Annotated in this window: 25 protein-coding genes and 2 riboswitches; of the genes, 20 read left to right on the top strand and 5 right to left on the bottom strand. The window is 40.1% G+C overall.

Features of this window, described 5'->3' with window-relative positions; all coding sequences use genetic code 11:
• Positions 1–234 precede the first annotated feature (234 nt).
• Both ACFQ19_RS16145 and ACFQ19_RS16140 read left to right on the top strand, forming a co-directional pair.
• A complete protein-coding gene (locus ACFQ19_RS16145) occupies positions 235–1,101 on the top strand; it encodes a DMT family transporter (RefSeq protein WP_379593663.1) in 867 nt (288 codons plus the stop codon).
• A 282-nt stretch (positions 1,102–1,383) separates the two neighbouring features.
• A complete protein-coding gene (locus tag ACFQ19_RS16140; protein ID WP_379593662.1) occupies positions 1,384–2,679 on the top strand; it encodes a histidine--tRNA ligase in 1,296 nt (431 codons plus the stop codon).
• Between the two features lie 74 nt (positions 2,680–2,753).
• Here the strand turns inward: ACFQ19_RS16140 and ACFQ19_RS16135 are convergent, their stop codons facing one another.
• Positions 2,754–3,542 (bottom strand): class I SAM-dependent methyltransferase, encoded by a 789-nt coding sequence (locus ACFQ19_RS16135; protein WP_379593661.1) that lies wholly within the window; start codon positions 3,540–3,542, stop codon positions 2,754–2,756.
• Positions 3,543–3,718: 176 nt separating this feature from the next.
• On the opposite strand from ACFQ19_RS16135, the gene ACFQ19_RS16130 reads away from it, so the two are divergent.
• Positions 3,719–4,231: a GNAT family N-acetyltransferase gene (locus tag ACFQ19_RS16130; protein ID WP_379593660.1), complete on the top strand. Its 513-nt coding sequence runs from the start codon at positions 3,719–3,721 to the stop codon at positions 4,229–4,231.
• A gap of 326 nt (positions 4,232–4,557) precedes the next feature.
• Here ACFQ19_RS16130 and ACFQ19_RS16125 read toward each other — a convergent pair whose 3' ends face one another.
• The 3 genes from ACFQ19_RS16125 to ACFQ19_RS16115 all read right to left on the bottom strand — a co-directional run bounded on the left by ACFQ19_RS16125 (position 4,558) and on the right by ACFQ19_RS16115 (position 6,114).
• Positions 4,558–5,469, bottom strand: coding sequence for an Rpn family recombination-promoting nuclease/putative transposase (locus tag ACFQ19_RS16125; protein ID WP_379593658.1), 912 nt, complete (start codon positions 5,467–5,469; stop codon positions 4,558–4,560).
• A gap of 228 nt (positions 5,470–5,697) precedes the next feature.
• Positions 5,698–5,850 (bottom strand): small acid-soluble spore protein P, encoded by a 153-nt coding sequence (locus ACFQ19_RS16120; RefSeq protein WP_080875899.1) that lies wholly within the window; start codon positions 5,848–5,850, stop codon positions 5,698–5,700.
• Positions 5,851–5,874: 24 nt separating this feature from the next.
• The gene (locus ACFQ19_RS16115; RefSeq protein ID WP_379593656.1) at positions 5,875–6,114 is read right to left on the bottom strand and encodes a DNA alkylation repair protein; all 240 of its coding nucleotides are present in this window, start codon (positions 6,112–6,114) and stop codon (positions 5,875–5,877) included.
• A 410-nt stretch (positions 6,115–6,524) separates the two neighbouring features.
• On the opposite strand from ACFQ19_RS16115, the gene wrbA reads away from it, so the two are divergent.
• The 17 genes from wrbA to ACFQ19_RS16030 all read left to right on the top strand — a co-directional run bounded on the left by wrbA (position 6,525) and on the right by ACFQ19_RS16030 (position 21,743).
• Positions 6,525–7,136 carry an NAD(P)H:quinone oxidoreductase type IV gene (wrbA, locus tag ACFQ19_RS16110; protein WP_379593655.1) on the top strand — a complete coding sequence of 204 codons (612 nt, stop codon included), beginning with the start codon at positions 6,525–6,527 and terminating at the stop codon, positions 7,134–7,136.
• A gap of 144 nt (positions 7,137–7,280) precedes the next feature.
• Positions 7,281–8,990: a DNA-binding protein gene (locus ACFQ19_RS16105; RefSeq protein ID WP_379593654.1), complete on the top strand. Its 1,710-nt coding sequence runs from the start codon at positions 7,281–7,283 to the stop codon at positions 8,988–8,990.
• Positions 8,991–9,203: 213 nt separating this feature from the next.
• Positions 9,204–9,299: riboswitch (TPP riboswitch) on the top strand.
• A 120-nt stretch (positions 9,300–9,419) separates the two neighbouring features.
• Positions 9,420–10,031, top strand: a complete 612-nt coding sequence (locus tag ACFQ19_RS16100; RefSeq protein WP_379593653.1) for a thiamine phosphate synthase — start codon at positions 9,420–9,422, stop codon at positions 10,029–10,031.
• A 2-nt stretch (positions 10,032–10,033) separates the two neighbouring features.
• The gene (gene thiO / locus ACFQ19_RS16095) at positions 10,034–11,170 is read left to right on the top strand and encodes a glycine oxidase ThiO (protein ID WP_379593651.1); all 1,137 of its coding nucleotides are present in this window, start codon (positions 10,034–10,036) and stop codon (positions 11,168–11,170) included.
• Complete coding sequence (thiS, locus tag ACFQ19_RS16090) at positions 11,167–11,370, top strand: sulfur carrier protein ThiS (protein WP_379593650.1); 204 nt, start codon at positions 11,167–11,169, stop codon at positions 11,368–11,370. Before thiO ends, thiS begins: the two co-directional genes overlap by 4 nt.
• A 4-nt stretch (positions 11,371–11,374) precedes the next feature.
• A complete protein-coding gene (locus ACFQ19_RS16085) occupies positions 11,375–12,145 on the top strand; it encodes a thiazole synthase (protein WP_379593649.1) in 771 nt (256 codons plus the stop codon).
• Complete coding sequence (locus tag ACFQ19_RS16080; RefSeq protein ID WP_379593648.1) at positions 12,135–13,157, top strand: ThiF family adenylyltransferase; 1,023 nt, start codon at positions 12,135–12,137, stop codon at positions 13,155–13,157. The genes ACFQ19_RS16085 and ACFQ19_RS16080 overlap by 11 nt, the downstream gene beginning before the upstream one ends.
• A gap of 213 nt (positions 13,158–13,370) precedes the next feature.
• The gene (locus ACFQ19_RS16075; protein WP_379593647.1) at positions 13,371–13,940 is read left to right on the top strand and encodes a DUF4256 domain-containing protein; all 570 of its coding nucleotides are present in this window, start codon (positions 13,371–13,373) and stop codon (positions 13,938–13,940) included.
• 293 nt (positions 13,941–14,233) lie between these two features.
• Positions 14,234–14,342: riboswitch (SAM riboswitch) on the top strand.
• 221 nt (positions 14,343–14,563) lie between these two features.
• The gene (locus ACFQ19_RS16070) at positions 14,564–15,376 is read left to right on the top strand and encodes a VOC family protein (RefSeq protein ID WP_379593646.1); all 813 of its coding nucleotides are present in this window, start codon (positions 14,564–14,566) and stop codon (positions 15,374–15,376) included.
• Between the two features lie 27 nt (positions 15,377–15,403).
• On the top strand, positions 15,404–16,573 hold the full coding sequence (locus ACFQ19_RS16065; protein ID WP_379593645.1) for an NAD(P)/FAD-dependent oxidoreductase: 1,170 nt from the start codon (positions 15,404–15,406) through the stop codon (positions 16,571–16,573).
• 16 nt (positions 16,574–16,589) lie between these two features.
• A complete protein-coding gene (locus ACFQ19_RS16060) occupies positions 16,590–16,904 on the top strand; it encodes a (2Fe-2S)-binding protein (protein WP_379593644.1) in 315 nt (104 codons plus the stop codon).
• Positions 16,901–18,130: an NAD(P)/FAD-dependent oxidoreductase gene (locus tag ACFQ19_RS16055; RefSeq protein ID WP_379593643.1), complete on the top strand. Its 1,230-nt coding sequence runs from the start codon at positions 16,901–16,903 to the stop codon at positions 18,128–18,130. The genes ACFQ19_RS16060 and ACFQ19_RS16055 overlap by 4 nt, the downstream gene beginning before the upstream one ends.
• Positions 18,127–18,375 (top strand): (2Fe-2S)-binding protein, encoded by a 249-nt coding sequence (locus tag ACFQ19_RS16050; protein WP_379593642.1) that lies wholly within the window; start codon positions 18,127–18,129, stop codon positions 18,373–18,375. The genes ACFQ19_RS16055 and ACFQ19_RS16050 overlap by 4 nt, the downstream gene beginning before the upstream one ends.
• 144 nt (positions 18,376–18,519) lie before the next feature.
• On the top strand, positions 18,520–19,290 hold the full coding sequence (locus ACFQ19_RS16045; RefSeq protein WP_379593641.1) for an amino acid ABC transporter ATP-binding protein: 771 nt from the start codon (positions 18,520–18,522) through the stop codon (positions 19,288–19,290).
• Positions 19,291–19,293: 3 nt separating this feature from the next.
• The gene (locus ACFQ19_RS16040; protein ID WP_379593640.1) at positions 19,294–20,127 is read left to right on the top strand and encodes a transporter substrate-binding domain-containing protein; all 834 of its coding nucleotides are present in this window, start codon (positions 19,294–19,296) and stop codon (positions 20,125–20,127) included.
• 202 nt (positions 20,128–20,329) lie between these two features.
• Complete coding sequence (locus ACFQ19_RS16035) at positions 20,330–21,025, top strand: amino acid ABC transporter permease (RefSeq protein WP_379593639.1); 696 nt, start codon at positions 20,330–20,332, stop codon at positions 21,023–21,025.
• Between the two features lie 25 nt (positions 21,026–21,050).
• Positions 21,051–21,743, top strand: a complete 693-nt coding sequence (locus ACFQ19_RS16030; protein WP_379593638.1) for an amino acid ABC transporter permease — start codon at positions 21,051–21,053, stop codon at positions 21,741–21,743.
• A 144-nt stretch (positions 21,744–21,887) separates the two neighbouring features.
• On the opposite strand, the gene ACFQ19_RS16025 is transcribed toward ACFQ19_RS16030, so the two are convergent.
• A complete protein-coding gene (locus ACFQ19_RS16025; RefSeq protein ID WP_379593637.1) occupies positions 21,888–23,396 on the bottom strand; it encodes an alkaline phosphatase in 1,509 nt (502 codons plus the stop codon).
• Positions 23,397–23,558: the final 162 nt, after the last annotated feature.

The following is a 23,558-nucleotide window of genomic DNA, read 5'->3' as shown; positions in this document are numbered from 1 at the left end:
ATATGTGGTATAATTATTCACCATAAGGTGCTCCTTTCTTTTGGTTTGTTTGGACCGGTTAATCCTATTCTACCAAAGTTTGGAGCACTTTTTTATGTTTTTTTATAAAATTGGTTCGAAATTCAGGATAATAGAAGCAGTTTATTCGCATACAAAACATTTTTATAATATGATATACACGTTTTGGTAAAATATAAATTTGTACAGAAAGAATGAGGAGGAAATAATACGATCATGAGTGACAGAAATAAAGGAATCTTATTGTTATTATTATCTGCGTTAGGTTTTTCTCTGATGGCTATGTTTGTGAAACTGTCAGGGGACGTTCCTACGATACAAAAAACATTATTTCGCAATGGAGTAGCAATGATTATTGCGCTAGGTTTTGTTCTTTATCATAGAGAGCGGCTTTTTGGTAAAAAGGAAAACCAAAAATACTTAGTCTTGCGCTCTGCTTTAGGTATGACAGGGGTACTGCTGAACTTTTATGCTATCGATCACCTTGTACTTTCCGATGCAGATATGTTGAATAAAATGAGCCCATTTATAACGATTATTTTCGCTGCGATTTTTCTAAAAGAGTACGTGATGCGATTTCAGGTGGTTTCTGTTATTATTGCGTTTCTTGGAACATTGTTTATTATCAAACCCGTTTTCAATTTGGATATGGTTCCTTATGCAGCGGGGATTTTATCTGCCGTTTTTGCCGGAGGGGCTTACACCGTTTTACGAGTACTTGGCAATAAAGAACAGTTCTATACGGTTGTATTTTATTTTTCAGCCTTTTCCACAGTGATTCTATTGCCGCCAGTTATCTTTTTTTATGAACCGATGACTGGAATGCAGTGGTTGTATTTGCTTGCAGCAGGCGTGTTTGCGACGGTTGGACAATTTGGTATTACCGTTGCTTATAAATTTGCACCTGCAAAAGAGATATCTATCTTTTTCTATTCTACAGTCGTCTATTCAGGGATCTTTAGTATTGTCTTCTTTGGGCAAATACCAGATCTATGGAGTATCTTTGGCTATCTCGCCATCTTTGGCGCATCGTTCTATATGTTCCTGCGTAATAATCGGGATTTGAAGGAAGCGAAGGAGTAAGGTGTAAAGAAAACCTGTACTTAATGAAAGGTACAAGTTTTTGAAAATATCAAACGGTTATGATAGACTTATTTAAAATCAGAGGTGAGCAAATTGGTTATCGTTCAAACAAATGATTTCTTCTCACAACTACATCATCATAACAACTAGTCTTGCTTATCGATTTAATTTTAAAAAATCGAATGAGGAAGGCTATTACTCATGAAATCGCATCCCGAATTAAGTAAACCACTTAACTAAGGGGGGCGATTTTTTTGTATTCAAAAACAGGAGGTAAAGAAAATGAAGAAGATGGATTATCAAAATGTAAAAGGAACGCAAGATTATTTACCAGAGTCTGAAAGCGTAAGAAGGAATATCCGAAGAACATTAGAGGATGTGTTTATCCAATTTGGATGTCAGCCGCTGGAAACACCTATCTTAAATTATACGGAATTACTTGCTTCCAAATATGGAGGCGGGGCAGATATATTAGAGGAGATGTATACTTTAACAGATAGAGGAGAAAGGGATTTAGCTCTGCGCTATGACCTTACAATTCCTTTTGCCAAGGTGGCTGCAATGAATCCGACATTAAAGATGCCGTTTAAACGGTATGAAATTGGTAAAGTGTTTCGGGATGGGCCAATAAAAACAGGGCGGCTACGGGAGTTTACACAATGTGATGTCGATATTGTCGGGGTGGATTCACAAATGGCGGAAGCGGAATTAATGATGATGGCACTGGATGCTTTTGATAAGCTTGGTATGAAGGTGGAAATTCAATACAATAATAGAAAGTTATTAACCGGAGTATTAGAATTGTTTGGTGTAGAAGATACGAAAATTAACACAGCTGTACTGATACTGGACAAGCTTGAAAAGGTAGGAGTAGACGCTGTTGTAGCCGAGCTTGGTGAACAAGGTGTGCCAGCTGATGTGACACGTTCTATAAAACAGTTTTTGACAGATGAACATAATACCGACTTCAGCTATTTTGAATCCTTATCTGGTCAAAATGGGCAGATTAAACAGGGGCTGCAGGAACTGGAAGAACTAACATCTTATCTTGATTATCTGGACATTGGAGAGCAGTGTATATTCAACCCATTTTTAGCACGAGGATTAGAAATATATACAGGTACAGTTTATGAAATGTTTTTAGCCAAGGGTTCTATTAAGTCGAGCATTGGGAGTGGCGGAAGATATGATAATGCAATCGGTGGACTGATAGGAACAGGTGAAACTTTCTCTACTGTTGGAATCTCTTTTGGGATGGATGTGATTTATACAGCGATGGCTGCAGCGAAGGGAAATCAAAAATTTGGCAGAGAGATGGATTATTATATTATTCCGTTAGGTACGGAAAAAGAATCTTTATCTGTATCAAAATACTTTCGGGATAAGGGATATAAAGTGGAAGTCGAGATGGGAAATAAAAAAGTTGGAAAAGCACTTCATTGGGCAAATAAAGAAAAAATCCACAACGTTATTATTATTGGGGAAGAAGAAGTCAGGAATAATCAGTTAAAAATAAAGGATATGTTCGCGGGAAAAGATACGATAGAATCATTTTCATTTCGTAAAATAGAGGGTTAGTGAAAGATGGAAGGAGAAACAGGAATCTATTTGGCTCCTTTTATAGATTCCTGTCCTCTTTATTTAATCAAAACTTAGTTAGCAGATAGGCTATCTTGCTTTACCCCGACAACGCGCAGTCTTTTATAATCTGCTATCCATTGTTCTTCTTGGTACAGAACATCCCTTAAGTTATTTTCTACCTGTGTCATCACGCATTCTTTGATAGCTTCTGAGTGATTTTTAAATATATTCCCGCAGAACATTTCCATCCAATTTCGCAGGCCATTGTCTCCCTCCAAGGGTGTCGGGCGATTGAAATGCGGGACAAATGTGACGTTAAATCCCGTTTCCTCCATTAATGTTGCGTACTCTCCTATACTTGGGAAGTACCATGGGAACTGTTCCGATGTATAGGGAATTCCAGCTTTTTTAACCTGGTGTATAATCTCATTCGTAATTGTTTCCACATTATACTTACCGCCAAACTCCGCAACAAATCTCCCGCCGGGTTTCAGGCTATTGTAGATGTGTTGGAGAGCATCCTTGGGTTTCTTGATCCAATGAAGCGTTGCATTTGAGAAAACCGCATCAAAATCATTGCTGTATCCGAGTTCTAAGACATCTCTCGCCATAAACGTTAGTCCCGGATATTTCTGGTTTGCCTGATGCACCATATTCTCTGATTTATCAACACCGATTACATTTGCGCCTTGCTGATAGATTTTATTGGCTAAATCTCCTGTACCACATCCAACATCAAGAATCCGTTCTCCTTCTGAAGGAGATAAAAGTTCTAATAGATCACTTCCGAATTTTGATACAAAGGAATGATTTCCATCGTACAAATTTGCGTTCCAATTATCTTTTGTATGGGAATCCATGGTCGCTCCTCCTTAAAATATACCTAGATGAAATTTGTAAGTATTAATTGTATTATATGGAATTTAGCTTATAATGAAAAATAAAATTATTTACGAAGGTTCATAACACTATGAGGTTGATTGGTAGAGCAGTTCCAATCTATATATTACAAAACAGTTGTGAAAGGAAGTATGAAATGATAAGGGAAGCAACTTCAAAAGATTTACCAGCAATTTTAGAAATTTATAATGATGCTATCTTGCACACTACGGCCGTTTATTCTTATCAACCACAAACATTGGCGAACAGGGAAGCCTGGTTTAAGCAGAAAAAGGATGCAGGATATCCAATATTAGTGAATGAACAAGATGGTAATGTCGCGGGATTTGCAACGTTTGGTCCTTTTAGAGACTGGCCAGCTTATAAATATTCAATTGAACATTCCGTTTATGTAGACAAGAGGTATCGTAAAAAGGGTATCGCCAGCTCATTGATGAAAGAAATTATTGCTATTGCCTGTGAAAGGGAATATATGACAATGATCGCTGGTATTGATGCTGCGAATGAGAAAAGTATTGCCTTGCATGAGAAATTTGGTTTTGAGCATGTAGGAACTATAAAAAATGCTGGTTTTAAATTTAAGCAATGGATGAATCTGGCTTTTTACCAATTAGAGTTTGAAGGACCGGAAAATCCGACGGAAGCATAGCTTGTTTGAAGAAAAGCTAAAAATGATAGACAGAAGAAGCTTCATCCTTCACGAACGAAGCTTCTTCTGTGTTTTTTTCAATATATACCAGGATCTCTAAATATTTTTCATTTTAAAATTAATTATTCACTTTTCGGCAGTTTTCAAAAATCGATATGAAATAAATGAAGGGCTGAGCACTTTTGCTTGCTCCTTTAATTTATAGCGAGCCTGCAATAATAGCTTTGCCTATGGTTTATTGCTGAACTCTATACTTTCTTATAAATTAAAAAATAATCAAGTAAAACACGACAAAGGAAGGTCTGCCTTGTCGTGTTTACATAACTCTATAGCTCTTTCTTAATTTGTTCTATTTCCTCCGCTGTTAAATCCGTTGCTTCCATAATTTGTTTTTTATCTATCTTTAATTGCATTAACTTTTTGGCTACCATCATTTTCTCTTTTTTAATACCTAGCCTTTCTCCTTCTTCCATACCTTCACTTCTAAGTTTTTCAGCAATAGACATGAATCGCTTCCTCCCTTCGATAGTCAGTCGCTCCTTTACGGTTTCCACAGGCAAGTCATCCCGGATACTGAGTATATAGATTAACACCGTATCATAATAGGATGAATCATCGTCATGTAACAATTCATCCACGAGCATCATGACTTCCAAAAATGTTTCCATATTTTTAATGAAAATATAACGCGATAATTCCAGGTATGCCTTCAGCTTCGGATTTCCTTTTACTTCCTCCCCGCCTTCCTTGGAGAAATTATAATAGAGAAAGTCATAATCGGGAACATATTTCTGAATAGCTGCCGGAAATTGATGGTAGCCGCCTATCCAGTCACTTACTTTTTTCGTTTCTTGCCAATTCGATTCCCCGTGGTAAAAAAGGATGGGAATGATAATCGGTAATGTTTCCGCTTTTTCTTTGTAAATATGTTGCTCCCAAATCTGATTCATATACTTTAAAAGCTGAAATGCAATATCTTCCGCCTTGTAACTCTTTTGTTCAAACAGAAAATAAAGATAACCTTCCTTATCCCCGATTTGTACATAAAACAGCAAATCCGAATAGGAATCTTTCAACTTCGATTCAATAAAGCTTCCATTTTGCAGTGCGAGTGTGTTGATATCTATGATGTCTAAGATTTCTTTTGGTAAATAGTTTTGTAAAAAGTCTGTTGTTACATCTAAATCTCCAAATGTTTCTTTAAACATCTTGTCATGTGGAAGATTAATTATACTCACTCAACTATAGCCCCTCTGCAGTTATTTATCATGGGAAAGCCCGAAAATGGGAGTTCCAATTCTAATTAGAGTATACCATTTTTCTGAATAAATATAAAATTAACTGGTACCTTTATCCGCTAAAATAATCATGCTATTTATTTTAATAATTACATAAAAAAGCTCCATTCATCATGAACGAAGCTTCGATTTTAAGGAAAATCTTTTAATTATATCCATAAGCATCCGTCACATATCATGCGACGCATCATTTTTTTGTCTGGAATGGTTTTTATTCTTCACTTTATGGGATCCTGCTAATGGTTCACCATAAGGCTGTTTAGGACTTTGAGGTAAATCTGGTTTTTCCTGCTGTTTTGGTCCTTTTCGATTTTTTGTCATCTTTATCCAACCTCCGTCGTGTGGCTATTGTGCCTTCTTATTTACAAATGTATTTTCATCCTCAATCAGACCGCATGCGCCGCATTGTATCCTTCGTTCAGGTCCATTATAGGCGATATGAAAGGCTTCTAACGGGTCTTGCTGATAATCATTTAACACTTCTCCTGTGCCCGCATCTAATTTAACCGGCTTCGCTACCTGCTCAATGACATTGAAGCGCGACCGGTTTGTTTTACATCTGGGACATTGATATGGCTGATTCATATGATGCACCTCGATTTTATTATTATTATTGAAGGCGTCTTATTTGTATTTTCTCTGATTCTTATTAGATTATACGAATATTTTTATTGACAAAATATAAAATGACGTTTATTATTTATATTGAATTAAAAATAAATGAATTAAATATTATTTAATTAAAAATCTCTTAAAAAGAAGCGTACGTATTGTTTTTGTATGGCATAACGCTTTCTATTTCAAAGAAGTGCATAATATCCAGTATAAAAATGCTGTAATGAGGTATAAAAAGAACAGTTAGATATCGGAAGACAGCACTTCCGTAAAGGAGATGGTTATGGCAAAGAAAAGGAATCTATATGAAAGAGGTGCAACAAATGGGATTGTTAAATAAATTATTTGGGAAATCAAATGAATCAAAGGAGATAGAGAATATGGGAAACACAAATGTAGCAGTTATTTTTTACAGCATGGGTGGTACCAACTACCAAATGGCAAAATGGGCAGCAGAAGCAGCGGAAGCGAAAGGTGCGGAAGTAAGAGTATTAAAAGTACAGGAATTAGCACCAGAATCCGTTATTGAAGGAAATCCGGCATGGAAAGCAACTGTAGAAGCAACAAAAGATGTTCCTGTAGCTTCTTCAGAGGATATCGAATGGGCAGACGCACTCATTTTTAGTACACCAACACGTTTTGGTAACGTACCTTCACAAATGAAGCAATTCTTGGATATCCAAGGTGGACTTTGGGGCAGTGGAAAAACAGTTAATAAAGTGGTCAGTGCGATGTCTTCTGCACAAAATCCGCATGGCGGGCAGGAAGCAACTATTCTTTCATTATACACCAGCATGATGCACTGGGGAGCAATCATTGTACCTCCTGGTTACTCTGATGCAAGTGCATTCTCATCTGGCGGAAATCCATATGGTACAAGTGTTACTGTGGATCAAGACGGAAAAATGGTTGAAGATGTAGAAGCAGCTGTAAAACATCAGGCACAACGTACAGTGACAACTGCAGAATGGGTTAAACAAGGAAATCAATAAGCAACTATATAGAAATGGCTTCTCTTTTTATGAAAGGGGAGCCGTTTTTTTGATGCTCTTAAATGCTGATTCATATCATAAGTGAAACTTTTTTGTATATATTATCGTAATACACCTTGCAGTACATAGAAAGGAAGAGTAAGAATGGGGATTTTATTAGCAACATTGATTAGTTTGATATTATACATGATTGGAGCAGGCATCATCGCTGCTGTTTCATCTGTATCGACAGGAAGAGTACTTAAATTTGCGTTAGGATTATTTATTTTTGGATATATAGTGATGGCCATTGTTAACTATTTTGTGATGCCGGCAGTTACTGTTCCAAACATGTTATTGATTAATTTAATTACAGCAATTATTCTTTTACCAATGCTTCTATTTGTTTTGAAGCCGAAACATTTTATGGAGAAGAAAGTAGTTACGCCCTTAGCAGGTATGTATGGATTGGGATTAATCATCCTTGTAGTATCTATCATTACAAGTTTTACGGTATTGGATAATGCCAATAATACGATTACCGTGCATGAAGAGCCTGAAGCAGAACCGCTATCAAAGGACGAAACCCCAATTACAGTTGCCCCGGAATTTGCACGTAATAAGATCCAAAAAGCCATGAGTGTTGTACCCAATGCGCAGTTTTATGATTTAGGGAAATTACAGGTGCAACAGGTGGGGGATGAAATTGTTTACGTGGCACCAGTTGAATTCTCTAGTTTTTGGAAGTTTATCCGTGGAAAAGAAATAGCAGGCTATTTTACGATTTCTGCTACCGATGTGAATGCTCAACCCTCATTTGAAGAAGAGCCGATGGAATATACGAACTCCAGCTATTTCCATAAGTATGTTAAACGTGTGATTTATAATCAGTTCCCGCAATATATACAAAGTGGGGATGCGCAACTGGAAGTGGATGATGATGGGAAACCATGGTATGTGCAGACCATCTATAAACCGATGCACATTACGAATAAACCAAATCTGGATGCACTTCGTGTCGTCGTCATTGATCCGGTCACTGGAGATATGAATGCCTATCAGACAGATGAAGCACCAGCATTTATTGATGGATCGGTGAGTTCGGAAATGGCTTCGGTGACGAATGACTATTTCGGAAAGTATATCCACGGGTGGTTAAACAGTATGTTTGGAAAAAGAGACGTAAAGCTGCCAAATGAGTCTGGAACGGAATCAGGTGTTACACCAATGTTTGATGAGAATGGGGATATGTTTTATTTTACTGATATGACCTCTCCGAAAGAAAATGTTGATTCAGCACTAGGTTATACACTTATTAACGCACGTACCGGTGAACTTACCTACTTTGGCGGGGAGAAGAATAACGGCATTATGGATAGTGATGGAGCAAAACAAATCGTTAATAAGGAATTTCCAGAGAAGAAATGGGAAGGTTCTATGCCCGTACTGTATAATATTGATGGGAATCCGACTTGGGTTGTCAATGTACTGGATCCGAACGGTTTGCATAAGCAGTATGCCTATATTAAGGCAGACGATTCTGATTTTGTTGTATTTGGAGATACGGCGAATGCTGCTCTGGAATCCTATCGAATGGCTTTGTCACAGGATTCTGGGAACGCAGAGGCTACGGATGAGACTGTTACCGAATCTGTGCAAGGAACGGTTGACCGTGTGCAAATAAGCTCAACAGAACAAGGGCAAATGGTTCAATTCTTACTGGAAGATGATACCACCATTTACACTGTAAACTCCAGTAAGGTTCCATTGGCAATCTTTCTGGAGCAAGGAGATCATATTGATGCAGAAGCACAGCTGATGGATAATGAAACAGCGACCATAGAAGAGATGGAAATTGAAGGATTGACGGAATAGCAGAAAAAATATGTGTATCAATTCCCTATTGTTAAAAATGGCAATAGGGGATGATATTACATTATTTAACCAACTTGTTTTGTGTTTCTAAAAAGCCCTCAAATATGGAGGACATAAAAGTTGTATCTCTGGAAGTCCTCAAATACTTCTAAAAAATATCTTTGAAAATAAAAAATAATATGTTATGCTTTAATTGTAATCTGAAAATTAAATAAGCAACACTAGGGGAGCCTTTGGCTGAGACGAATACTCGGACCCTTTGAACCTGATCTGGTTAACACTAGCGTAGGGAAGTGGCAGGAACATGATGATATATCATTCAATCGTTGAATTTTTATACAATCAAGGCCACTTGTCCTACTTGGATAAGTGGCCTTTTTCGTTTCTTCCATCATTCTGAAACAAACGGAAGAAAGGAGGGAGAGGGATATGGGAAAGCAGCTGCATTTGATTACAGATGGAAATTTTTCTAATCAGCATTTGCAAATAATAAAGCGGATTCATGATAATATTGATTATTTGCATATTCGGGAGAAAATGAAGCCAGCAAAAGATATATTAAAAATAATCGAAGGATTGGAAAATATCAAATTTCCACCAGCTAAAATAATTGTCAATGACAGGGCAGACCTTGCTGTTATGAAGTACGGTGCAGGGGTGCAACTGGCATATCACAGCCCTCCTGCTTCTCTTGTGAAAAGGAGCTTTCCTGACTTACAAGTGGGAAAATCAGTCCATTCTTTACACGAAGCAGAGCAGGCGCAACAAGAAGGGGCAGATTATCTATTATATGGTCATATTTATTCCAGCATGTCCAAGCTCAATCAACAGCCCAGGGGATTAGTTGAACTTCAGGAAATTACCAGCACATTATCTGTACCGGTATATGCGGTTGGCGGGATAACGCCTGAGCGAACGAATGAAGTAATTGCAGCAGGAGCAGCGGGGGTAGCAGTAATGTCTGGTATTTGGCAGGCAGATGATCCGCTCCAAAATGTAAAGGCTTATCATCACACGTTGAACACGTGGGAAGGAGGTTGAGGGTGAGGAAACAGTTTGACCAAATCATTGTAGGCGGCGGGGTCATTGGCTGTTCGATTGCTTATCAGCTGGTGAAAAGAGGTTACCGGGTGTTGATTATAGAAAGAAATCAAGTTGGCTGTGAAGCCTCCAGTGCCGCAGCGGGAATGTTAGGTGCGCAAGGAGAATTTACAGAGAACAGCCCTTTATTCCAATTTGCCCAGGAAAGCAGGGCTTTATTTTCTGATTTATCCGCAGAACTGCAGGAAGAAGCCGGAATAGATATACAGTATAGGCATAAGGGAATCATGAAACTTGCCTTTCATCAGCAGCAATACAACAAGCTGCAAACCATCGCAGCATTTCAGCGGAAAGCGGAGAACGCTGCTTACTTGTTGTCAGCAGAAGAAGCAAGAAAGATGGAACCAAGCTTGACGGAGAGTCTTCGAGCAGTCCTTTATCTGCCAGGTGATGGGCAAGTGTCTGCCGGTCAACTTACCAGAGCATTTTGTCTGGCAGCCTGTCATCATGGTGCAGTTTTGCATGAGCAGGAGAAAGTAAATGAACTGTTAATGGAAGCGGGAAAAGTTTGTGGAGTTCGGACAACAGAGGCGGTTTATCATGCGGAGCAAATCATAGTTGCTACTGGGGCGTTTGGGGATGAGCTGCTGCCTGAAGATTATGGCACAATTCCTGTGAAGGGCGAGTGTCTGCTCTTAGAACTGGAACAGCAATTATTTCAATCCACGCTTTGGATGGATGGCTGTTATCTCGTTCCGAAGCAGGGAAAAAAGGTCATTGTCGGAGCATCCTCTATGCCTGGTAAAACCGATAAACATGTTCATGCTGCAAGTGTCCAGAAATTGTTGTCCCATGCACAGAAAATGGTTCCGGAGCTTGCGGAGGCAAGGGTCAGAAAACACTGGGCAGGGGTCAGGCCTGGAACTGCGGATGAATGGCCATACTTGGGGGAAGTTCCGGGTATAGCGGGTTTATATGCAGCGAAGGGCCATTACCGTAACGGGATATTGTTATCACCTATGACAGGAATTTATATGGCAGATTTAATAGAAAACAAACCAGTTTCTCCGCTTTATGACGATTGCTTTCGCGCGAGCCGTCAAGTCAATAAATTGGAAAAGGCAGGTGAGTCAACATGAAAATAACCGTAAATGGCAGCGGTTTAGAAGTGCAAGAAGGTGTCAAGCACATCAAAGGGTTGCTTGATTTTCTGGAACTGGAAGACAAACCATTAATTATCGAGCATAACCAGCAAATATTACAGAAAGAAGAGCATGAACAAGCAGTGTTAGAAAATGGAGACAAGGTTGAGATTGTTCATTTCGTTGGAGGAGGGTAAACAGATGCTTCAAGTAGGAAATTACCAATTTAATTCCCGCTTATTCTTAGGAACCGGGAAATACCCGGATTTTGATATGCAAAAGCAGGCAGTAGATAAATCAGAAACGGAAGTACTCACCTTTTCTGTTAGAAGGATGAACATTTACGATCCTTCGCTGCCCAATATTTTAGAAAAAATTGATGTAGACCGCTATACGTTTTTACCGAATACAGCTGGGGCAAAGGATGCCAAGGAAGCGGTGCGAACTGCAAAACTTGCTGCTGCTTCGGGACGATGTGACATGGTGAAGGTGGAGATTATCGGATGCGATAAGACATTACTTCCAGATCCCGTTGAAACTTTAAAGGCTACGGAAGAACTGGCGGCAGAAGGATTTACAGTACTGCCTTACACCTCAGATGATGTTGTATTGGCGAAAAAACTGGAAGAAGCAGGAGCGCACGCTGTAATGCCAGGTGCTTCTCCCATTGGCAGCGGTCAAGGCATTATCAATCCATTAAATCTTTCTTTTATTATTGAACAGTCGAAAGTGCCTGTGATTGTAGACGCAGGCATCGGTTCGCCGGCTGATGCAGCTTATGCCATGGAATTGGGAGCAGATGGTGTCTTATTAAATACAGCCGTCTCTGGAGCAAATGACCCTGTGAAAATGGCAGAAGCAATGAAATATGCAGTAGAGGCGGGGCGTCTTGGGTATGAAGCAGGCAGGATTCCTTTGAAAGATTATGCGGTAGCCAGCAGCCCGGAGGAAGGGATTAGTATTGGAAACTAATCGTTATCATCGTCAAACCTTATTTACGCCCATTGGAGAAACCGGCCAAGAAAAATTGAGCCGAAGTCATGTACTAATTATTGGTGCAGGTGCCTTAGGTTCAAGCAGCTCGGAGGCATTGACTCGTGCTGGTGTTGGGCATATAACATTAATTGACCGGGATTATGTAGAAGAAAGTAATCTGCAGCGGCAACAGTTATTTAGTGAAGAAGATATGCGGCAGAAGATGCCCAAAGCGATTGCCGCCAAACAAAGACTTTCTGAAATAAACAGTCACGTCAAAATTGATGCGATTGTCGGAGATGCCGAAATAGATGTGTTGAGACGCATCGTACCTGAAACAGATATCATTATGGATGCCACAGATAATTTTGAAACAAGGCTTTTACTGAATGACATCGCACAAAAATACCACAAACCATGGATTTACGGAGCTGTTGTAGCAAGTTATGGTGTTACTTTTACAGTACTTCCTGATAAAACACCTTGCTTGCAATGTTTGCAAGAATATATTCCAGCAAATGGTGCTACTTGTGATAGTGTCGGCATTATACAGCCTGTGATACAAAAAGTTGTATCACAGCAAGTAACAGAAGCGTTAAAGCTATTAACAGGTAATGAGGCAGCTTTGTCAGGAAAGCTTATCTCCTTTGATCTTTGGAACAACGAGCATACAGAAATAGAAGTAGCTTCCTTGCGTAAAGCAGATTGCCCATCATGCTCAAAGAAAAGAAGTTACCCCAATTTGGATCGTGATTCTCATTTGAAAACAGCTGTATTATGCGGAAGAAACACGGTGCAACTGCGCCCGCAGCGAAAACAGACAGATCTGGATGAAGTAGCGAAAGAACTGCAGAAGAATAAACAAATCAAGCTTTTTCAGAACCCTTATTTGCTTTCGTTTGAAGTGGATTCTTTCCGGATTGTGCTCTTTCAGGACGGGCGAACTTTGGTTCATGGCACAATGGACCATCTGGAAGCGAAAAATGTGTATCATCGCTATCTAGGGTGAAGTACGAAAGGCGACGAAGCTATTCTTTTTTCAATCAATAAGCAAATATAATAGCGACTTTATCTCATCGTTCCATGTTTATTTCGCATGGGGCGATTTTTTTCTGTTCTTTAAAAACCAAAAACCTATATTCAATAGTGAAATGATCAGCTTGAATGGATATAATAAGAACTAAGAAACAGTTTTAATAACACAGCTTAAAGGAGAATAAACATGTCAAAACAAGATAAGAAAGAGCTCTCTCAAGAGGAACAAGAAGAAATACTGGAAAAGTTAAAGGTTCGTTTTGAAAAAAATATGGATCGCCATCATGATTTTGACTGGAATCTAATTCAATCAAGGCTGGAGGGTCATTCTGAAAAATTAGCCTCTTTATATGAAATGGAGAGAACGGAAGGCGAACCAGATGTCATTGGATATGACGAGGAAAGAGAAGAATACATTTTTGTAGACTGCTCAAAAGAAAGCCCGAAAGGACGCAGAAGTGTTTGTTATGATCGGGCAGCGCTGGAATCAAGAAAGAAGCATAAACCGGAAAATAGTGCGATAGATATGGCGTTGGATATGGGCATTGAAATGTTAACGGAAGAACAATATCGCGAACTTCAAACGCTCGGAACTTTTGATGCGAAAACATCGACTTGGGTAAGGACACCTGCGGATATTAGGGAACTTGGCGGCGCACTTTTTTGTGATTTCCGTTTTGGACATGTTTTCTTATATCATAACGGCGCAGAATCTTATTATGGTTCCAGAGGGTTCCGGGGTATGTTAAGAGTATAGATGTGAGCTCGAGAGATAGAGAATCAGGAATGTGTGTAAACCACCCGTTCTTGATTCTTTTTTAGTTGTTGTGAAAAAAGGCTGGTAATGCAGAGGGAATTATTCTGAATATGTGGCAGGGTTTGTGATTTTGCTTCCATAGAAAATAATATCCGGTTTGTTAATCATTACTTAATCACCAGGAAAAATCAAAAATACTAATTGACAACTTATTTTATATAAGATAGTCTAAATATTAATCTAATCCTTAGTTTTTTGATTGGGTTAATTGAAATAATGTTTAACATAAAGCATTCTTATCCAGAGAGGCAGAGGGACTGACCCTTAGACACCTCGGCAACAGACCGTATTGGAACTGTGCCAATTTCAGCAAGTCGAATGGAAGGCTTGGAAAGATAAGAAGAGAGAAGTAAAACAGAAATGGTTTACCTGCACCTCTTCTTATGTTGAAAAAGAGGTTATTTTTTATGCTGAGAAAATAAGCCATTTTATTGCAGAAGCATGATATCAAAATATCAGCCTCAAAAGGTAAGCGAATGCAGACTATTTTAATAGGAATGGAAATACAAACGATTACAATAACTAATTAATAAAAGGAATATAGAAAGTTGAGAGTGATGTACATGCATTTTGCTTTTGATCATATCGTGCATTTTATTGAAGATCCGGAAAAGGCCACTAGAACGCTCAAGAATAAAGGAATACATGCAGTTGAAGGCGGCGTGCACCAGAATCGTCCTACATACAACGCGTTAAGTCATTTTGATTTAAGTTATATAGAATACTTAGGTACGTCCGACAGGCAAATGCTTGAAGAGATGGAACATCCTCAGCACAGTATGATACAGACGATTATTAAGAAAGGTTTTCAAGAAGGTTTTGTCCGCTTTATTATTCGGACAGATAATATTGAAGCTGCTGCGCAACGTTTTTCTGACAAAGGATTAACAGTAAATGGGCCGGTCTATTTAAGCCGCGAACAGCCTGACGGCACTCTTTTGGAGTGGCAGCTTTTATTTATTGGAGATGAAAAGGATACATTGGAACTGCCTTACTTTATCCAGTGGAATGAAAGCGATAAGGAACGGAAAAAAGCATTAACCGAAAAAGAAATAATCGTCTCGCATCCGGCAGAGGCCAGCTTTTCCCATATAAATATTGCCGTAAATGATTTGGAAAGGACCGTAGATAAATGGTCTGATTTATTGGGGCTGGAAACAGAAGAATCCTATATGGATGAAGAACTGCAGGCAACATGCCAAAAGCTGCTTCTTCCTGGAGGAGATTTAGTGTTTTGCAGCCCGCTGACAACAGGTGTTGTTTCGGAAGTGCTGGAACAACAAGGAGAAGGTCCATTTCAGGTTAATCTTTCCAGCGAGCAAACCGATGATTTATTCGAATTTGGCGGTGGACGCTATCAAATCAAGAATGATTAAAAGAGATACAGTCTGGAGGTGTACAACGTGAGCTACAGTGTAATTGTTGTTGGCGGCGGAATTATAGGAACGTCGTCTGCTTATTATTTATCGAAAGCAGGGGCGGATGTAACGCTGCTTGAAGCAAAAGACATCGCTTCCGGCACATCGGGTGCCTGTGATCAGCATGTTCTGCTGCAATCGAAGAAGCCGGGACCGGTTTTGGAACTGGCTGTGGAAGGGAAAAAGCTCTATCCAGAACTGGAAGCGGAATTAAATACAGACTTGGAGTATCGTAGCGGTGGCGGAATGATACTGATGGAGTCAGAGAAAGAAAAAGAATTGCTGACGCAGAAGGTTGCGCAGATGCAGGAATATGGTGTCGATGTGACCACGTTGTCTGCACAAGGAGTCAAAGAGAAGCAGCCAGGTTTAGCGAATCATATCTTGGGATCTACCTGGTGTCCGGATGAAGGGAAAGTTAATTCATTTAACGTATGTTTTAGTATGGCACAAGCTGCACAGCAATTAGGCGCAACGATTCGTCTGGGCTCACCGGTAACCGAACTGATTACCAAACAAGATCGTGTTGTCGGCGTAAAGGTCAATGAAGAGGAAATGTATGCCGATGCGGTGCTTGTAGCTGCCGGAGTGTGGACCCCCGCGTTAATAAAACCTTTAGGAATCGATGTTCCTATTGTGCCACGGCGCGGACAAATATTAGTTTCCGAAAAAATCCCGCCTTTTCTGAAGCGGAGCGTTTTAAGCTATGCTTATATCGCAGCGAAAGGGAAAAATACGGCAGAGCCAAGTAACGGAGCTGATGCGGCAGGAGTCGGTCTTGTGATGGAACAGACGGAAAGCGGAAATTTATTAATCGGCGGTTCTCGTGAATTTGTCGGATTCAATACAGAAACAACGAGTGAAGTGACAAGCGCAATTGGACAAGCCGCAGTGAAAACCTTTCCTGAGTTAGCCAATGTGCGAATTATCCGGTCCTTTTCTGGACTCCGCCCTAATACACCGGATGGGAAAGCCATTATGGGACCTGTGGAAAATGTTCCAGGGTTATACTTAGCTGCCGGTCATGAAGGGGACGGTATTGCGCTGGCTCCTATAACTGGAAAATTAATGGCGGATGTTATATCTGGTCAGCGTTCTAGCATAGATATACGCCCGTTTTTATTCGATCGATTTCAGAATTCCGGAGTTGTGTGAAAGGAAGTGAAAGATAGTGTCGGTATCCTATCGTTTAAACGAATCAGAGCAAGAAAAAGAGAAGGTAGCCTTCTATTTTAATAAGGAAGAATTATACGGATATGAAAACGAACCGATTGCGAGTGCGCTGCTGGCTAATGGAATTCGTTCCATCCGTGTGGATGATAAAACAGGTGAGTCGCGTGGTGTTTATTGCGGCATTGGGCATTGTTTTGAATGTCGAGCCGAAGTGGACGGCGTATCAAATGTTAGAACCTGTCTGACACCATTACAAAAAGGAATGAATGTGAATACGGTATCGGACTTGAGCAGGGAGGGAAATGAATCGTGAAATGCCATGTAACCATTGTAGGCGCTGGACCGGCAGGGCTATCTGCAGCAATCGATTTAGCCAAAACAGGAGTTTCTGTGGTCGTTATCGATGAATATTACCGCCCTGGAGGCAGGCTGCTCGGCCAATTATATGAAGACCGGAAAGCACCTCGTGATGAGAGGCATTGGGATGGAAAAGAGCAGGCCTATGAATTAGTGCAGGAAGCAGAGAGGCAGGGGGTTTCGATCCTTTGCGGGGTAACTTCATGGACTGTAACAGACCGTTGGCATATCAAACTCTCTGGCACGGAAGAGAAGTTCATTACATCAGATGCCTTATTACTTGCTACTGGAGCAGCAGAAAAAGCACTGCCGATTCCGGGATGGACATTACCTGGTGTTTTCAGTGTCGGAGCTGCCCAAACATTTACAAATGTACATAAAGTAGCGATTGGTCAACGTGTCCTGGTTGTCGGTGCAGATCCGCTTGCCCTATCCGTTGTGATGGAGATGAAACAGGCCGGTATCGATGTGGCAGGCGTTGTATTACCTCCTGCATCTCCAGCGATTAACAAACATCTATCTTCTCCGGTAGAAAGTGTCAAAAGAATTGGTGAAGCCGCAGATCTGGCTCCTAATCCCCTGCTCCGGATGATGGGACGTTTAGCAACAGGGAAGTTAAGCGGTCTGGCAACCCGTGCTTTGAGCCTTAATCTATTAAAAATAGAAGGCGTTCCGGCATATATCCGTAAAGCAGCTGTCAGTATAGAGGGAGATAGAAACGTAGAATCTGTGACATTGCAGCCAGTAACGATTGACGGCGAACCTAATGGAGAAACAGAGCAAATTGCTGTAGATACAGTGTGCCTCTCTGCCGGTTTATATCCATTAGTAGACCTTGCACAAGTGGCGTGCTGTCCGATGGTTGATATTCCGGAACTTGGAGGGACAGTTCCGCTGCATGGTCCAGATTTAACCACTTCTGTACCCGGTTTATTCATGGCCGGCAATATTACTGGTATAGAGGGTGCGAAAGTGGCAATTGCTCAAGGGAAGCTTGCTGCAGCGTCAATAGCTGAATCACTTGATAAGAAACCACTCTTGCCAAAAGAAGATGCTATGCGTCATGTAGAAGAAGCTCGTGAACGTTCGCCGATTCACTTTCTCCCGAATATAGAGAAAGGGCGCCAGAAAATGCGCCAGTATTGGGAGGAGCAACAAAATGAGAAAGGGGTATTATCGTGAAAGACTGTATTGTCTGTCGTTGTGAAGGTGTCTATTTATCGGAAATTAAAGAATCGATTTACCAGGGTGCGCATTCTGTTCCTGGTGTGAAGATGCGTAACCGGGTTGGGATGGGACCATGCCAGGGGCGTGTTTGTCAGCCAATCCTGAACGAGATTTTTGCTTCTGAATTAGGAGAAGACTTCAAACCACACCTGCAGCGTGCACAAACCCCTGTCCGTCCAACGTTAATGAAGGATATGTAGTTGGTTTATGACGATGTATAGAGTGAAATGGAATAAAAAACTAAGATCAGAAACATCAAATTATGATTTTAAACGTAGAGGTAAGCAGAGGTAACATGCAAGAAATACATTATCAATGATTGGTTGAATGGGAGAGACTACACGATGTTAACGGTTCATAATTTAAAGCTATCATTCGGAAATCATGCGGTTTTAAAAGGGATAGACTTAGATGTTAATAAAGGAGATGTCGTGACATTTATTGGTCCAAGTGGCACAGGGAAAACTTCTTTGTTACGATGCATTAATTACTTAGAAAAACCGGAAGATGGCGAGATAAGCATTGGAGATATCAAACTGGATTATAAGTCGGTTCATAAGAAAGATATCCTTCAACTGCGCAGAAAATCAGCAATGGTTTTTCAGCAGTTTCATTTATTTAAACATAAAACCGTTGTGGAAAATGTGATGGACGCACAAATAGCTGTTCAGAAGAAAAAGAAGAAAGAGGCTTATGACAAGAGTATAGAAGAATTAGAAAAAGTAGGTTTATTAGATAAAAAAGATGTGTATCCTTCCCAACTATCCGGCGGTCAACAGCAGCGGGTCAGTATAGCTCGTGCCTTAGCTTTAGAGCCAGAAGTGATTTTATTTGATGAACCAACCTCCGCACTTGATCCCGAGCTGGTCGGTGAAGTATTGAAAGTGATTGAAACGGTAGCAAAAACGGGGGTGACGATTTTGTTGGTAACGCATGAAATGAGCTTTGCGCAAAAGATCTCCACAAAGGTTGTTTTTATGGATAAGGGAAATATTGTCGAAGAAGGACCTCCTTCACAAATTTTTGAACATTCCGAGCATCAACGTACAAGAGAGTTCTTAAGGAGTATTTATCGTGATGAAGAGCAGACGACAGAAACAGAAAGTGGGCAATAAATCATGATAAAAAAAACAGGATGCATCCTATTTATAGGATTTCTTTTGTTGTTATCCGCATGCGGAAATGATGATGAGCCATCTAGTGAAGGTGCAACAGAGCCGGGAGTACGGCAAGTGGTCGTAGCCGTTCCGCCGACATCGAAGCCGTTAAGCTGGGAAGAAAATGGCGAATTGCAAGGGTATGAGCCCGGCGTTATCAGATTAGTAGATGAAGAATTGGAAGATTATGAATTTGAAATGGTTGGCGTAGCAGACAGTGCTGCAGAAGTCGGGCTGGATACAGGGAAGTATGACATGATCGCCCAAGGCCTGTTTAAAACAGCAGAACGGGAGGACAAGTATTTAGTCCCGGAAGAAAGCAATGGCTTCAGCCTTATGAGAATCTATGCCAATACGATGGGGGATAATGTCCATATTAACAGCATGGAAGATTTAGTTGATAAGGATATTTATCATCCGACTCCATCAGGTGGTGTGTTCAATTTCTTGATGACTTGGAATGAAGAAAATCCGAATTATCAAATTGATTTTACCCCGTCAGATGCTGCCTTTTCGTATGCAGATATCTTAAAACAGGTAGAGGCAGGCAGGTTCGATGTTTTTATTCATCCTTCCAATGTAGGCCAGAATGAAATTATAGAAAATGAAAATCTGGATATCCGGGAAACAGAGCCGGTAGACGTTACTCCTACGTATTTTATGTTTCATGAGGAAGAAGAAAATGTGGAATTAGTAGAAGAAGTGAACAGCGTCTTAAAAGAATTGAAAGAGTCAGGCGAGCTTTCAGAGCTATCCGTAGAATATTTTGATGAAGATATATTTGAGTATGAATAAAAGTATTTTTTCTTTTGAGTACGTCATTTATATGCTATAAGAAAAAACAATCGGATTCTCTGTCTTGCGGTGACCTTTTGAACAGCCTCTAGGAAAAATTTGTACTTTACGGAAATGATTTTGAACCGGCGCTTGGAGGAAAAGAAGTCTTCCTTCAGGTGTTACGCCATCCGTATCAATAAATAGAAGGGTTGCCGTTATTATGGATTTTATGTATATGTTAGAAATACTGCCCGAATTCTTAAGTCTTCTACATATAACTGTATTCATTATTATTATATCTGCTGTACTTGGGTTATTTTTTAGTGTATTTGTAACGATCGTTCGAGTGAAAAAAATATTTATTCTTAGCCGATTAATGGAAATGTATATTTCATTTGCCAGAAGCGTGCCGATTGTCCTGCAATTATTTCTTGTCTATTATGCTATACCATTTCTTTTGTCGTTTATTGGCATCAATATCAGCGATATCAGTGCAATCACAGCTACTGTGGTAGCTTTAACCTTTTATAATGCTGGATATATGTCTGAAGTATTGCGGCCAGCATATTTGGCTGTGGACCGTGGTCAGCATGAAGCGGCAGATAGTTTAGGATATTCACCATTTAAGAAACTTGTCAGAATTATTATTCCGCAAGTCATACCGATTGCGCTTCCTGGATGGGGAAATGCGATTGTATATTTAATACATGATACCTCGCTCATTTTTACAATTGGCGTCATGGATATGATGGGATATGCGAATACACTCATTTCTACGACGTATGGGTCCAATCAGATTGAAATATATTTAACGATTGCACTTATATTCTGGGCAATCTGCTTAACAACTGATTTTATTGTCCGTTTATTAGAAAAACGAATGAAGCGTTATGGACTGAATACTTTTGGATCATGAATAATAAAAGGAAGAGGGATCGGATTTGTTTGAAATTGATGTGCTTGTAGCTGATTTTTTCGATATATTAACCGTGGTTCCTAAAACATTGGGATTAGCAGTCATTATTCTGGTTTTATCAACACTGCTTGGAGGAGTCATTGCGCTGATTCAACGGTTGAAAGTTCCAATACTTACAACACTTATCACCATTGTGAAATCCTTTTTACGAGGGACACCGATGGTCATTATGCTTTATCTCACGTATTATGCGTTACCTGCTGTGATACAGTTTCTTTTATCGCTGGTGGGGATAGAATTTAATCCTTACAGTTTGCCGCCTGTTATTATTGTGATTGTGACATTTTCAGTGACACTCTCTGCCTTTCAATCAGAAATTATACGAGGTTCCTTTCAGTCCGTAAGCAATGGACAGATAGAAGCGGCGTATTCATTGGGGTATAGTTTTTCCCAGTCTTTAAGACGTGTGATTATACCACAGGCATTTGTAGAAGCGGTGCCGGATTTTATCAATTCGTATATGGTTATTCTTAAGGCATTGTCTTTGGCATTCTTGATCAGTGTAGTAGATATCTTTGGGCAGGCAAAAATAATCGGTGCTATGAGTTTCCGTTATCTGGAAGCTTTCGCAGCGGCGGCATTAATGTATTGGCTTATCTGTTCGCTGCTTACATTTCTGGCGAACAAGTACGAAATGCGCTTGCGAAGAGGGCATTGATTTTCGGAAATATGGATCTGCTTTTAACATGCAGTGCAAGATATGGAAACCCCTGTGCATTTGCGTCAGCACAGGGGTTTTTGAAGAATCTAAGCATTTGTATCTGTCAATTTATCGGCATGTAACTGATTATAAGACTCTCACTTAAGGTAGTTTCACTTGATCTCCCGGATAAATCAAATCTGGATTTGGAAAATAATTGGTTTCTTGTAATGTTGTCCATAAATAGTTATATTTCAGACCAATATCAAAGAGCGTGTCGCCTGATTGTACGGTATACACATCGTTATCCGATTGATTTTGACTGACTTCTTCACCGAACTCTATTCCAGCAGCTGCCGCAATCAGTTTTGGTAAATCGGTATTATCATGAAATCCGGTAAATTGATTGGCTCCTGGACCATATGCGTAAACAGGCAGATCCACTCCTGTGTGATTCGTGCTTGTCCATCCGACATTTGCTTTTGTACTGATGGCTGCGTTGATGGCCATTTTAGGGTCTTCTGCTTCCTGAATCGATTGAATTTCTTCTTCTGATAATTCCATGTCTGTATATTTTTGAACCACTTCACTTATATTTGAGCGTTCTTCGTTTAATTCTGCCGCTATATTTTCACCGGTTGCTGTTACACTGTGAAGCATGTCTGGATTTGCAGATCCTGAACCATTGGCACCTGCAGTCATACCGCCTGTTTCATGATCTCCGCCGACAACAACCAGCGTGTTACCATCTTCTTCAGCAAAATCAATGGCTTCTTGAACAGCAGCTTCAAAAGCAGCTACATCTGTCATTGCCCATGCGGCGTCATTATCGTGACCAGCCCAGTCAATCTGGCTTCCTTCTACCATCAGGAAAAATCCGTCGTCATCTTTGTTCAGGGTATCAATGGCCGTTTGTGTCATTTCCCCAAGGCTCGGTTCTTCCTCTGCGTTACGATGCAGTTCAGGTGACATCGCATCATCTGCAAATAAACCCAGTAAATTTTCGTTATCTAAATCGATATCTGCTTCTAATAATTGATTTCTATTTTCTGCAAACTGATAATTTTGCGCTTCTGCTTGCTGAAGCACATTGGCTTCTTCCTGGTTCCCGCCTTCTGATTCAGGAAGGAAATTATTTTTACCGCCGCCGAGGAGAACATCAATCTCATTATCTATTAATTGCCGGGCAATCTCTGTTTCGTTCCCCCGATCTTCTACATGAGAACCAAATGCAGCTGGCGTTGCATGCGTGATGGTGGAAGTAGCAACAAGACCAGTTGCCATATCTTTATCTTGGGATGCTTCTAAAATGGTTTGATGTGTGTTGCCTTCCGGATCGATTCCAATGGTGCCATTATTGGTTTTTACTCCGGATGCCATTGCTGTGCCTGCTGCGGCGGAATCTGTAATATTGGAATCAGCGGAATATGTAGTATACGAGCCTTGTTGATGTTGATCCCATACTGCATCTTCTCCCTTGAAGTGTCGATAATTCGTTGCATAATCTGCGTTAAAGCCATCTGGAATCATGTAAATAATATTCTTCGCTTCGTTACCCATTTCCCCATCGTTATTCATTTGATTGTTTCCATTCGCACTAGCTGCTGTAGTACTGACTCCTGAAAAAATCAATCCTGCACTCAACGCTGCCACTCCAAGCTTTTTAATCATTCCATCATCCTCCTTCAAAATTGAACCTAACCTCATTGTAGGGGATGAACGTTAATAAAGGATAAATAGAATGTAAATACTGTGTAATTTTTTGTTTTTGATATATTTGAATCTATATTTTCTATGATTTTCTTTCTGTCTTTCTAAAAAGGTTGGTTCGGT

The sequence above is a fragment of the Oceanobacillus locisalsi genome, assembly GCF_042675985.1.
GTDB classification, from domain to species: Bacteria; Bacillota; Bacilli; order Bacillales; family Amphibacillaceae; genus Oceanobacillus; species Oceanobacillus locisalsi.
The sequence above is the reverse complement of the archived record's forward strand: the minus strand, read 5'-3'. Positions and strand labels throughout refer to the sequence as shown.

Bases quoted from the DNA above. Each gene is read 5' to 3' on its own strand.
- wrbA (WP_379593655.1), top strand. From the start codon at position 6,525: ATGGGAAACACAAATGTAGCAGTTATTTTTTACAGCATGGGTGGTACC.
- ACFQ19_RS16120 (WP_080875899.1), bottom strand. From the start codon at position 5,850: ATGACAAAAAATCGAAAAGGACCAAAACAGCAGGAAAAACCAGATTTA.
- ACFQ19_RS16070 (WP_379593646.1), top strand. From the start codon at position 14,564: ATGCATTTTGCTTTTGATCATATCGTGCATTTTATTGAAGATCCGGAA.
- ACFQ19_RS16100 (WP_379593653.1), top strand. From the start codon at position 9,420: ATGGGAAAGCAGCTGCATTTGATTACAGATGGAAATTTTTCTAATCAG.
- ACFQ19_RS16035 (WP_379593639.1), top strand. From the start codon at position 20,330: ATGGATTTTATGTATATGTTAGAAATACTGCCCGAATTCTTAAGTCTT.
- ACFQ19_RS16145 (WP_379593663.1), top strand. From the start codon at position 235: ATGAGTGACAGAAATAAAGGAATCTTATTGTTATTATTATCTGCGTTA.
- ACFQ19_RS16085 (WP_379593649.1), top strand. From the start codon at position 11,375: ATGCTTCAAGTAGGAAATTACCAATTTAATTCCCGCTTATTCTTAGGA.
- ACFQ19_RS16130 (WP_379593660.1), top strand. From the start codon at position 3,719: ATGATAAGGGAAGCAACTTCAAAAGATTTACCAGCAATTTTAGAAATT.
- ACFQ19_RS16105 (WP_379593654.1), top strand. From the start codon at position 7,281: ATGGGGATTTTATTAGCAACATTGATTAGTTTGATATTATACATGATT.
- ACFQ19_RS16135 (WP_379593661.1), bottom strand. From the start codon at position 3,542: ATGGATTCCCATACAAAAGATAATTGGAACGCAAATTTGTACGATGGA.
- ACFQ19_RS16075 (WP_379593647.1), top strand. From the start codon at position 13,371: ATGTCAAAACAAGATAAGAAAGAGCTCTCTCAAGAGGAACAAGAAGAA.
- ACFQ19_RS16140 (WP_379593662.1), top strand. From the start codon at position 1,384: ATGAAGAAGATGGATTATCAAAATGTAAAAGGAACGCAAGATTATTTA.
- ACFQ19_RS16115 (WP_379593656.1), bottom strand. From the start codon at position 6,114: ATGAATCAGCCATATCAATGTCCCAGATGTAAAACAAACCGGTCGCGC.
- ACFQ19_RS16040 (WP_379593640.1), top strand. From the start codon at position 19,294: ATGATAAAAAAAACAGGATGCATCCTATTTATAGGATTTCTTTTGTTG.
- ACFQ19_RS16025 (WP_379593637.1), bottom strand. From the start codon at position 23,396: ATGATTAAAAAGCTTGGAGTGGCAGCGTTGAGTGCAGGATTGATTTTT.
- ACFQ19_RS16045 (WP_379593641.1), top strand. From the start codon at position 18,520: ATGTTAACGGTTCATAATTTAAAGCTATCATTCGGAAATCATGCGGTT.
- thiS (WP_379593650.1), top strand. From the start codon at position 11,167: ATGAAAATAACCGTAAATGGCAGCGGTTTAGAAGTGCAAGAAGGTGTC.